Genomic DNA, 12067 nt, shown 5'->3' on the forward strand with positions numbered 1-12067 from the left:
AGTATCTTTGTTATAATCTAAATTTAAACCATGAAATACTTATATCTTTTATTTATATTGTCATTGTTCTACCTAAGTAAAGTCTCAGCACAGAATACACATCCTTATAATATGAAAGATTATCGGATGACAGAATTATCTTCAAATCTTATCAATAAAATAATTCAAGATTCTAGCGGTTATATATGGGTCGCTACCGATTATGGACTAAATAAGTTTGATGGGATTAAATTTACTCAATATTTGCATATTGAAGGAGATAGTACATCTTTGTTAAGCAATAATGTTAAAACATTAATGATTGATAAGAATGGTATACTATGGATCGGCACTAACAAGGGAATTCAATGTTATAATTCTTTAGAAAATTCATTTAAAACAATTATTTTTCCCGAGAATCTATATCTCCACGTTTCAAATATAATTGAGTTACGTGATGGTCAGATGTGGGTGACGACAGCAGGAACTGGAGTTTTTTCTATTGATAAGGATAACCTGAGAGCAAAACCACTTGACGAAATTACACGGTTGACAGATGATTTTATTGCATATATGTATCAAGATAAACAAAACTATATTTGGTTTGGAATTAATGACAAGGGACTTATCCAAATGAACCCTATTACAAAGAAAACAAAACAATTTACAATCCCTGATATTCCTTCTAACTCTATTATTTGTATGCTCGAAGACGATAATGATAGATTATTAATGAGTACCTCAATATCTGTGAGTTATTTTGATAGAAATAGTCAAAAGTTTATTCCCATAGAATGGGAAGGGCAACCTGGGTATGGCATTACGGATATGACTTTAAGCCATAATGGGAATGTGTTTGTTAGTACTACGACTAAAGGTCAGGGAGTTAAATATATCGATAAGAAAAGTGGGAAATTGCTAACGTATACAAATTCGAGAAACAGCTTGGCTATTAATACAGGAAAGATTCATGCCTTATTAGAGGATCGTGATAAAAATCTTTGGTTGGGTTGTTTTATGAAAGGTTTATTAGTAATACCTAATAAGTCGACCCAATTTAATTTTTGGAATATTGTAAATAATCAAAATCAGCTAGGGAATTTAATTACATCGATATATAAGGATCATGAAGGTTATATTTGGTGCACTGTAGATAGAGTTGGTATCCTTAAATTGAATGAAAAAGGGGAAATAATAAAGCAATATACAGAGATCGATGATGCAATATCGATAGTGGAAGATTCAAAAAATAATATTTGGATTGGTTCTTATAGTAAGGGGCTTGCTAAGTTAGATCGTAAAACAGGTAAATGTAATTTCTTGAATATCCCTTATTATGGCTATATGAAGACAATAAGGGAAGGTAGGGATAATTTACTCTATATATCAACTTTTGGTGCCGGATTTATTCAATATAATCCTCAAACAGGTATTCACAAACAGTATAATATGAGGCAGGAGGACCCGCAAAAGGGTAGGCTTGGCAATGATTGGATTACTTCTATCCTATGTGATTCCAAAGGGTTAATATGGTTTGCCCATTATAAAGGGGTTAGTTGTTTTGACCCATCTCAAAATCGTTTTATTCCTATTAAGCATGATAGTATTTTATCAAATCAGATATGTTTGTCTATTATGGAGAGTAACGATGGCAATATATGGCTAGGAACATATAATGGACTTTTCTCTATAGATAGAGCTACTCAGGATATAAAGAATTACACAGTAAAAGATGGGCTGTCGAGTGACGTTATTTGTGGCTTGGCTCAAGACAAAGAGGGGAATATTTGGTGTAGTACCTTTCAGGGTATTAATCAAATAAAAATAAAAGATAATAAAATAATAAACTATTATATAGGAAATGGATTATTTGATAAGATTTATAATAGAGGTGTTTATTTTCAGGGTGCTGATGGAATTATTTATTGGGGAGGGAATAATGGAATAACTTCTTTTTATCCTGAAAATATTATTACACCCAGTTATGAACATGAGATATTGACTACTAATCTGTATGTCCATAATCAGTCTGTGAATATTAATACATTATCAGGAGGGAAGCATATAATCGATTCGGAGATACTATCAGCAAAAGAGTTTAAATTTTCATATGAAGACAACACTTTCACATTCGAATTCTCGACTATGGATTTTATTGACCCGGAGAATATATACTACGAATATAGATTAAAAGAATTAAGTAGCGAGTGGAGTTCAACACTACCGGGAATCAATCAGGTAACATATAATCATCTGAATCCCGGAAAATACACATTAGAGGTTAAGGCCGGTAAATTTGGTGCTTTCTCTCAGCCCAAGCAGTTTTCTATTATTATATCACCTCCCTGGTATAAGAGTACATGGGCATATGCATTTTACTTATTTCTCATTCTTATTTTTGGAGTATTGATCGTGAATCTTATTCGGAAGAAGAGAAATGAACAGATAAATGAATCGAAGCTTCAGTTTTTTATTAACATCTCACATGAGATAAGATCTCCTCTTACTCTGATAATAAGTCCTATGGAAAAACTTCTGAAAAGTAATTTCGATACAGAAACCATGCAAACTTTGCAAAATATGCATCGTAATGCAAATCGAATATTGGGGCTTGTGAATCAATTGCTCGATATAAGAAAGCTGGATAAAGGACAAATGAAGTTGAGGTTTAGTAAGACTGATATGGTTGGTTTCATAAAGGAGTTGTTTGACGTTTTTGAATACCAATCAGTGAGGAGAAATATTCAGTTTACCTTTCAACATCAAGATGACAACTTAGAAGTGTGGATTGACCGGAATAACTTCGACAAAATATTGATGAATATATTATCAAATGCGTTCAAGTATACTCCTGATGGTGGAGAAATAAATGTATCATTAGCCACAGGAGTCGATAACAGTGTTTGGGGGCCACTTCAGAAATACATGGAGATATCAATCGTTGATTCAGGTATAGGCCTAGAAGAAGGGAAGATAGAAAAAATATTTGATAGGTTCTATCAAGGACAAAATCAGGAGACGTTCACTACTGTAGGGTCGGGAATAGGATTAAACCTTGCTCGGACATTGGTGCTATTACATTATGGTGCTATTACAGCTAAGAACAGAGAGGGTGCTACAGGTAGTTGTTTTACAATTCGCATACCCTTAGGAAATCAGCATTTGAGAAAGGATGAGATTGCAGATCAGACATCAGACAGTCGTCCGTTGTTGAACCAAAGGAACTTTATGGAAAATGTTGTAAATGAAAAATCCGAAACGTATAGACGAAGAACAAATTATAAAATTCTAATAATCGATGATGAAGAAGAAATAAGAGATTTTCTTTCTCAAGAATTGGGTGAGTTATTTAAAGTAATTACTGCTGTTGATGGTGTTGATGGGTTACAAGTTGCTATAGATCGACTGCCCGATTTAATTATTTCTGATGTAATGATGCCCAATATGGATGGTTTAAATTTGGTGAAAAGACTTAAAAACAATAATAATGTAAGCCATATACCTATTATTCTTCTAACATCAAAAGCTGAATACCAAGATCGTATACAAGGCTTAGATAGGGGAGCAGATGCCTATTTGTCCAAACCATTTAATATAGAAGAACTAATTGTTACAATAAATAATCTGATTTTAAACCGCAGGCTACTTAAAGGGAAATTTTCGGGAGCTCAGGATCAAGAAGATAAAATAAAACCGATTGACTTCAAATCAGGCGATGATATCTTAATGGAACGTGTTGTTACGGTCATAAATGAGAACATAAGTAATACCGAACTCAATGTAAATATGCTGGCATCTCAAGTTGGACTAAGTCGGTCGCAGTTACATCGACGGATGAAAGATATGACCGGCATATCGCCTGTAGACTTTATTAAGAATATTCGACTCAAGCAAGCTGCGAATCTTCTTAGAGAAAAGAAAATGGATGTGTCTTTAGTTGCATATTCCGTCGGATTTACGAATCAATCTTACTTCTCCACAATGTTTAAAAAACTATATGGCATTTCTCCTACTGAGTATATAATGAAAGCTCAGGATGAAGATGATGCAAAAAAATAGAATTAATATGAACCTCAAGAATTATCTTGAGGTTTATTTTTGCTATCAAATAAGAGTTTTACAGGCCTTTTGAAATTTAGTTTGCTAATTTATTTAACTGTAAGTAGATATGCGAAAAAAGTGACAAAGGTGACAAAAGTAACAAAAGTAACAGGTTATTGTATATATTTCCTTGTTACTTTCTATTCGACCAACTCATATATAGATAAATAATCCTGCCAAGAATAACACTGGCAGGATTAAATCTCAAGTTCATTTATATATATAGAGAATCTGACTAGAACAACAAGAAGTCATATCATAGCAAAATCATCTATTCTCCAAACATCCAATAGTCGAAATTGAATAAAGAGTGAGGTTCTTTGCCTTTAAACACAAAGTATACATCATGAACATCTTTTGTGTTTTTAACAGCTGTTTCCACTAAGCTCCAATTATCCCATTCTCCGGTATATGGCGCGTGCAAAGTACCGACCAGTTTTCCGTCAATATTGTCAAGTCGTATTTCAATAGTTCCACCATGATATCTACTTGATATTGATGCGGAGAATCGTGAAGCCCCTTTATTTCCGAAATCAACGTCGCGTAATTTAATATAATCTCCATTATGTATGGAGGTTACATAAACACCGATTTTCTCATTCTCTTCTATCGATATACCTTCACTCCAAGCCATCGTTTCTGCTTCAGTTCTTTTAAAAGGATTCAATTTGTTAACACCCTTCATGATACCCTCTTTGGTCATTTTCATCTCAGGGATAGATCCATCCTCATTATAGGAGAATTGCTCTACACATACAGAACGACAATAGCTATGGCCTTCGGGCAGGGCATCATTGTGATAAAAGAAGTATGAATTTCCCTTATAATCAATGATTCCGGGATGATTGGTATTACTGCCCCCTTCCAAAGGCATTACACAACCTTTATATTCCCACGGACCTGTCGGATTTTTACTTACTGTATAATGGAGCGACTCAGGGAAACCTGATGCATAGATCATATAATACAAACCTTGACGTTTATAGACCCATGGAGCTTCGGTAAAGCCTGGTCCAAAGATAGATTTGTCTTTTGCATCGAGAGCGGTAATGTCACCATCAATCGAAATCATGTCATTATTAAGTTTAGCCCAATAACATACGCCATTACCCCAATACAAATAAGATTGTCCATCATCATCTATAAAGACAGAAGGATCCAGATCATCCCATGCATGTTTAGCATGGCGAGTCATATCATTAGTCACTAACGCCTTCCCCAATGCGTCTTTAAATGGCCCATAAGGGCTCTCGGATGAGGCTACTCCTACAGCAACTCCCGGAAAGAACTTGTTCATTGATGAGATATACCAATAAAACTTACCATTCCTATAAATACATTGTGCCGCACTTGCATCACCTACCGACCAAATAAAATCACTTGTTCTCAAGGGTGTTTTATGTGCTGTCCAGTTTACCATATCTATGGTTGAAAATAATTGGTAATCCCTCATTAAATAACCATTTGGCGGTGCATCCTTTTCGTCATGGCCCACATATAAAAACAATGTATCATTATAGACTATCGGTGCCGGGTCTGCGGTATACATTGTTTGTATAATAGGATTTTGAGCCTTTAAATTAAATAAAGGCAAGTTGATCAAGATCAATAATAAGCAGAGACGTATAATTCTTTTTTTATTCATATTATTCTGTCATATAAATATTTAAACTCCGCTGTAAGCACTAAACCCACCATCGACAGGAAGCACTACTCCGGTTATAAAACTAGCAGCATCACTGCATAGAAACTGTACAACTCCGTTTAGTTCTGTAATATCACCGAAACGTCCCATTGGGGTTTTAGCCAATACCTTTTTACTTCTCTCTGTTAAAGAACCGTCAGGATTGATAAGTACAGCCCGGTTTTGGTCTCCGATAAAAAATCCCGGAGCAATAGCATTTACCCTGATCTTATCTCCATATTTTAGAGCCATTTCGGTAGCCATCCATTGTGTGAAATTACTTATTGCTGCTTTTGCTGCCGAATAGCCGGGAACACGACTTATTGCAGAATATGCAGCCATAGAAGATACATTTATAATATTTCCGCGTCCTTGTTCTGCCATAACTTTTGAAAATATCAGAGTTGGAAAAACTGTACCGTCCATATTGAGCTTTATAACTTTTTCCCAATCAGTTGTTTTCATTGTATAAAAATCCTGATCAGGAGCTAATGTTGCTCCCGGAACATTACCACCTGCTGCATTAACGAGAATATCTAATTTGCCATATATGCTGAGTATCTTTTCTCGGCTTTCTGTCAATTGATTTTCATCCATCACATCGCATTTGATGAATAAAGATTTACCTCCATTTTCATTAATATCCTTAACAAGAGCATTTCCTTTATCTTCGTTACGTCCTAGTATTACAACATCTGCTCCTTGTTCTGCAAGGTGTCTGGAGATACTGCCACCTAATACTCCGTATCCTCCTGTTACAATCGCAACTTTACCTTCTATACAAAAGAGATTCTCTTTTGTTTTTGTATTAATATCTGTCATCTGTTTAATTCGTTTTTTATGGTTTCTATTACTCCATCCATCTGTGCTAGAGCATACATGCGTCCGTAGAATGAGTAACCCGGATTATAACCTTTATCAGCATCATCGAGCATTAGTCTGCCATGATCTACTCTCATGGGCAGTAACGGATTTTCTTTTTCAAAAATATGCACCAATTCGATTAGATGTCCCCGCCCTTCCAGATGTGGTGCTTCGATAAAATTGCCATCCGAAAGGATATTTGTACTTCTTAAATGTACGAAGCGTGTACGAGATACAAACTGGCGAGCCAATTCCCGAACATTATTGTGTATTCCGGAACTTAGCGATCCTGCACAAAATGTGATTCCATTATGTGGGTTGTTAACAGCATTTAATATCCATTCAATATCTTCTCTGTTAGAAATAATACGAGGTAAACCCAATACCGGATATGGCGGATCGTCTGGATGAATACACATATTAATACCGTATTCGTCACAGACAGGCATTATTCGTTCTAAAAAGTATTTTAAGTTTTCTCTTAATCCTTTTTGATCTATCCCATTGTACAATGCTAGAAGTGTTTTAAAAATAGCAACAGGATTTTTATCCCCGTCTTTTATATTACCATTGATAAAACCCTGTGTCTTTACAATGATAGTGTCTATCAACTGTTCTTTTTCATGTTCTGTTATAACCTTATCCAGTTGGTAGACCTTATCCATTTCTTCTTTTGAGTAATCCTCTTTTGCACCCTCCCGTTTAAGGATCATGCAATCAAAGTAAGCGAAGCGTGTCTTATCAAAATAGAGAGAGAAAGTACCGTCAGACCATGGGTACATGAGATCTGTACGAATCCAGTCTATAACGGGCATAAAATTGTAGCAAACAGTTTTAATACCGGCTTCTCCAAGGTTTCGGAGGCTTGTAATATAATTATCTATCAGTAAATCTCTATTATCTCCTCCATATTTAATGGCTTCGCTAACAGGCAGGCTTTCTACAACAGACCAGTACAGTCCGGCTTCTTTTATATAGTTATTCAGATCGTTGATTGCTTCTGACGACCACACTTCACCGTTCGGTATATCATGCAATGCGGTAACAATCCCTTCTACTCCGATTTGCCTCAATATAGGCAGCGTAATCTTATCTTTTTTCCCGAACCACCTCCATGTCTTTTTCATTTTCCAGTTAATTATGGTGTTTCATATCTAGTTTTATTTTCATCAGGTCATCGAGCTCATATATAGGACGTTCAAGATCATAGGGGATAGGCTTTTTTGAGAATGTCTGGAAGTACAACAAACAAGCATCTCTCCACCATACGGCATCTCGTGCCTGAATTTTTAATTTGGATTGAACCTCCTCGAAACGTCTGGAGTCTACATATTGCTCCATTCTATCCCAAACTTTCTGATACTCTCTTACCTGCTGTACACCCGAATCATACTTATAACAAAGAGCATCCCACATCGTTTTATCGTCATTCATCTTATAGTTCCATGGAACATGATGAAACCACAACAGTAAATTCTCTGGACAGGTTGATATGTCATTATAAATATTATTCAAAGGAGGAAAATAATGGGACACGGCATCACTCCCCGTTGTTGTACGATTAAAACCGAGCCCTATAGTATCTGCTTTGTGATAGTATACAGAAGTCCAGTCTTCTCTAGCGGCTTGAGACAACCAAGGTTCAGGTCCGTAATGGTGGTCTTCGGCAAAAATATGGTGAAGTCCTAGCGGCATCATATAGTCAACAATGGTTTCTCTAGAACTCAACATCATATTTTTCACCGGTTCTACAAATTCGTTATTATCCGAAAATGTCATTCTTATCCATTCATCAGCTATTTGGTTTGAAGAAAGTTGATGATTCCAAGCTAAGCGTCCGAATGCATACCAGTTAGTCTGTGCAAAATGATGTCCACACCAGTTTGTATCTTCACCTATATTAGATACAGCCGATATGGCCGTCGTTTTAGCCGGACGTAATGTCCCGTCTGTTATTTTGGCTACCGTAGAACCTTTTCCATCTGAATACGTATCGCTATCAAGAGTTTCCTTGAACATAGTAGCCAGATATGCAAGATGGTTAGAAAAACCGAGATACTCTTGTGTTATCTGAAATTCTACCATTGCCGGAGTCTTACGCAGTGCGCCAAACAAAGGATTGAATGGTTCACGTGGTTGAAAATCGATAGGGCCGTTCTTTATCTGAATAATGACGTTATCCCGAAATTGTCCATCCAATGGTACAAACTCCTGATATGCCTGTTTTGCCCGGTCTTCCATACTCGGATTATATACAAACGCTCGCCACATAACTATACCCTCGTATGGCTTCAGTACATCGGCTAGCATATTTGCGCCATCGGCATGGGTTCGTCCGTAATCTTGAGGTCCGGGTTGCCCTTCAGAATTAGCTTTTACCAGAAACCCTCCGAAATCGGGGATTAGTGAATAGATTTCTTTGGCTTTGGCTTTCCACCACTTCTGCACCTCCGGGTTTAATGGATCCGAATCGGATAGACCTTCCAATACCTTAGGAGAAGAGAAATTTACAGAGAGATAAACTTTAAGTCCATAGGGACGGAAGATGTCAGCTAAAGCTTTTACTTTTTCCAAATAATCTTTCTTTAGAATATTCGGTGAAGCATTCACATTATTCAGTACAGTTCCGTTAATTCCTATCGAAGCATTCGCCCGAGCATATTCTTTATATCGTGGAGAAAGTGTATTGGGCAGTTCATCCCATTTCCATAACGAATAACCCGCATATCCACGTTCGATAGTTCCGTCTAGATTATCCCAGTGATTGAGGATACGTATATCATAAGAGGGCAGTTCTTCTATATCTAAAGTAGTTAAATCTGCTCCTGTCTGTTGCAATCGTAATAAACAATATGATCCATATAGTAGCCCGACATCAGAACCTGCTGAAATAATAATTTTCTGATTATTGGATTTAATACTATACCCATCTTTAAGATGCTTGAGTTTTTTATTTAACTGTAACTCTACGGTCTGCCCTTCCCAATGATTTGATAATTCATCCAAAGCAATATTGATAGTAGGGCTACTATGTGATGATAGTATCGATTTCTCTTTTTGCTTTATTTCAGGGTAGCGTAGCCATAAGCGGCTTCCGTCTTCAGCCCATGATAAGAGAGATGATAAAATAAAAATAATAAAGAGCGAAATGTATCTGATTGTCATATTAATCCTTTTAATATTAAATACAAGGGCGAATATTCATTCGCCCTTGCCAGAAAACTAAGAGTCCAAAAAATTAACCTAAAACCTTTAAACCTAAAATAAACTAATAGCTTTCTAACCCTTCTATTGTTTTAATTGTTCCGTCATTGTTATATTCCAATTCGATAACTTTCATACTTCTAAGCCATGTTTTTCCGCCCGAGGGTACGGAGTCATGATGGAAAAGAAACCATTTGCCTCTGTATTCGACAATGCTGTGATGCGTTGTCCAGCCGACTACAGGAGTGAGTATAACACCACTATAAGTGAAAGGCCCGTATGGATTGTCACCTATAGCATAGCATAGAAGGTGCGTATCTCCTGTGGAATACGAGAAGTAATATTTGCCGTTATATTTATGCATCCATGATGCTTCAAAGAATCGTCGATTGGTGTCACCTTGCGTCAATGGATTGCCATGTTCATCAAGAATAATTACATCTCGAGGCTCTTCGTCAAATTCGAGCATGTCATCTCTCAGGCGTGCAACTTTTCCACACAAAGCGGGTTCATTTTCAGCCGGAAAAGCAGCGCACTCCAATGCTTTATTTTTGCGATAGCGTTGCAGCTGTCCGCCCCAGATGCCTCCAAAATAAATATAATATTGTCCGTTTTCTTCAAATACACAAGGGTCTATACTATAACTTCCTTTTATTGGGTTATCCTGTGGTATAAATGGTCCGTAAGGTTTATCGCTAACAGCTACTCCCAAACGGAAAATATCATTTTTGTCTTTCATCGAGAAATACAAGTAATACTTACCGTCCTTAAAAGCCGTATCGCTATCCCATAGCTGACGACCAGACCAGGGAATATCTTCTACTGAAAGAACAACCCCATGATCGGTTACCTCTCCGTTTTCCACATCTTCTAAAGAGAAGACATGATAATCTTTCATATTAAAATGATCTCCGTTGTCATTTTCTGCAATGCCGCTTTCCCAATCGTGGGAAGGATAAATATAGATCTTACCTTCGAATACATGTGCAGATGGGTCAGCCATATAATCCTTCGGAAATAAATATCGTGCTTGTTTCATTTTTTTATTAGATAATGATGCTTATTATTTTTGCTTATTTTTTCTCTTCAGGAAGACCAGCCATCTTGATAATTTCTTGAACAACAGGTTTAGCCTTGTATTGTCTGTCAAACAATAAAGGATAGTCGGTACGGCCTTTCATTGGAAAATCGTTTTTCCATGAATCTACATCGCTTACACCCCATAAGGTGACACGGGTTATTTTTTCCTTATTATCTATAAAGAGCTTAAAGAAACTTCCCATACGCTCTGTCCATGCTACTGAAACGGAATCAGGTAGTCCGGTTGTATATGGATTCATTTTCTGATTATATGCTTCTATATCAGAGATGTTTGCTCCTGTGTTGCGACGAGGGGAGGGTAGGGCACTAAGATCTAATTCTGTAACCATAACCTTTACACCTGTTGAAGTATAATCATCAATAGTTGCCTGATATTCTTCCAGACTTGGTCCATCCATGCCAAAATGTCCTTGCATACCAACAGCGTCGATTCGTATATTTTTTCCCTTAAACGATTTTATCAAATTGATAATAGCTTCACGTTTGCCTTTATGCCATTCGTTATAGTCGTTATAATACAGTTCAGCTTCAGGGTCAGCCTCATGAGCATATTGGAAAGCTAAAGGAATAAACTCTTCTCCCAAAATTGTGTAAAACTTACTTTTACGATATGATCCATCTTCCATAATCGCTTCGTTCACCACATCCCAACCTTTTATACGTCCCTTGTAGCGAGACACTACTGTCGTGATATGAGTTTTCATGCGTTGTTTAAGAACTTCAGCTGATACGTCTTTTCCATCATTATCTACGAAGAACCACGATGGAGCTTGTGAATGCCAAATTAGACAATGTCCTGTGATATAAAGATTGTTTTGTTCTCCAAATTCTACAAACTTATCAGCATCATCAAAGAAAAATTCACCTTCTTTGGGTTGTAGAAACATACTTTTCATACAGTTTTCTGCTACTATGGCATCGAATTCGTTTTTCACAATATTTATCGATGCGGTATCTTTCCCATGTATCTGGGTTACATTAAGAGCTGTCCCTATATAAAATTTCCCTTTTAGGGCTCCTTTTAGTGACGGTTCATTTTTTATTTCTTTATTACTTTTTGCGCTACAGGCAAATGCTGTCATCAGCAACAAAGAAATGAGAAAATAATAGATGTTTTTTTTCATACTAAAATGT

General features: G+C 36.5%; 7 protein-coding genes. 1 reads left to right on the top strand and 6 read right to left on the bottom strand.

Annotation, left to right across the window (positions count from 1 at the left end; translation table 11 throughout):
• Nucleotides 1–30: 30 nt before the first annotated feature.
• A complete protein-coding gene (locus tag PKC55_RS13545; RefSeq protein ID WP_291128817.1) occupies nucleotides 31–4038 on the top strand; it encodes a two-component regulator propeller domain-containing protein in 4008 nt (1335 codons plus the stop codon).
• 313 nt (nucleotides 4039–4351) lie between these two features.
• Here the strand turns inward: PKC55_RS13545 and PKC55_RS13550 are convergent, their stop codons facing one another.
• From PKC55_RS13550 to PKC55_RS13575, 6 genes are all read right to left on the bottom strand, one after another.
• The gene (locus PKC55_RS13550) at nucleotides 4352–5725 is read right to left on the bottom strand and encodes a glycoside hydrolase family 43 protein (protein ID WP_291128819.1); all 1374 of its coding nucleotides are present in this window, start codon (nucleotides 5723–5725) and stop codon (nucleotides 4352–4354) included.
• Nucleotides 5726–5746: 21 nt separating this feature from the next.
• Nucleotides 5747–6586 carry an SDR family oxidoreductase gene (locus PKC55_RS13555; RefSeq protein WP_291128821.1) on the bottom strand — a complete coding sequence of 280 codons (840 nt, stop codon included), beginning with the start codon at nucleotides 6584–6586 and terminating at the stop codon, nucleotides 5747–5749.
• A complete protein-coding gene (gene uxuA / locus PKC55_RS13560; protein WP_291128823.1) occupies nucleotides 6583–7755 on the bottom strand; it encodes a mannonate dehydratase in 1173 nt (390 codons plus the stop codon). Before uxuA ends, PKC55_RS13555 begins: the two co-directional genes overlap by 4 nt.
• Nucleotides 7756–7762: 7 nt before the next feature.
• Nucleotides 7763–9793 carry an alpha-glucuronidase gene (locus tag PKC55_RS13565; RefSeq protein WP_291128826.1) on the bottom strand — a complete coding sequence of 677 codons (2031 nt, stop codon included), beginning with the start codon at nucleotides 9791–9793 and terminating at the stop codon, nucleotides 7763–7765.
• Between the two features lie 103 nt (nucleotides 9794–9896).
• Nucleotides 9897–10871 carry a glycoside hydrolase family 43 protein gene (locus PKC55_RS13570; protein ID WP_291128828.1) on the bottom strand — a complete coding sequence of 325 codons (975 nt, stop codon included), beginning with the start codon at nucleotides 10869–10871 and terminating at the stop codon, nucleotides 9897–9899.
• Between the two features lie 34 nt (nucleotides 10872–10905).
• Complete coding sequence (locus PKC55_RS13575; protein ID WP_414647311.1) at nucleotides 10906–12057, bottom strand: endo-1,4-beta-xylanase; 1152 nt, start codon at nucleotides 12055–12057, stop codon at nucleotides 10906–10908.
• Between the last annotated feature and the right edge of the window lie 10 nt (nucleotides 12058–12067).

The organism is Dysgonomonas sp. (assembly GCF_035323175.1).
Classification (GTDB): domain Bacteria; phylum Bacteroidota; class Bacteroidia; order Bacteroidales; family Dysgonomonadaceae; genus Dysgonomonas.

Excerpts from the sequence above, each read along its gene's own strand:
- PKC55_RS13545 (WP_291128817.1), top strand. The coding sequence starts at position 31 with ATGAAATACTTATATCTTTTATTTATATTGTCATTGTTCTACCTAAGT.
- PKC55_RS13550 (WP_291128819.1), bottom strand. The coding sequence starts at position 5,725 with ATGAATAAAAAAAGAATTATACGTCTCTGCTTATTATTGATCTTGATC.
- PKC55_RS13555 (WP_291128821.1), bottom strand. The coding sequence starts at position 6,586 with ATGACAGATATTAATACAAAAACAAAAGAGAATCTCTTTTGTATAGAA.
- uxuA (WP_291128823.1), bottom strand. The coding sequence starts at position 7,755 with ATGAAAAAGACATGGAGGTGGTTCGGGAAAAAAGATAAGATTACGCTG.
- PKC55_RS13565 (WP_291128826.1), bottom strand. The coding sequence starts at position 9,793 with ATGACAATCAGATACATTTCGCTCTTTATTATTTTTATTTTATCATCT.
- PKC55_RS13570 (WP_291128828.1), bottom strand. The coding sequence starts at position 10,871 with ATGAAACAAGCACGATATTTATTTCCGAAGGATTATATGGCTGACCCA.
- PKC55_RS13575 (WP_414647311.1), bottom strand. The coding sequence starts at position 12,057 with ATGAAAAAAAACATCTATTATTTTCTCATTTCTTTGTTGCTGATGACA.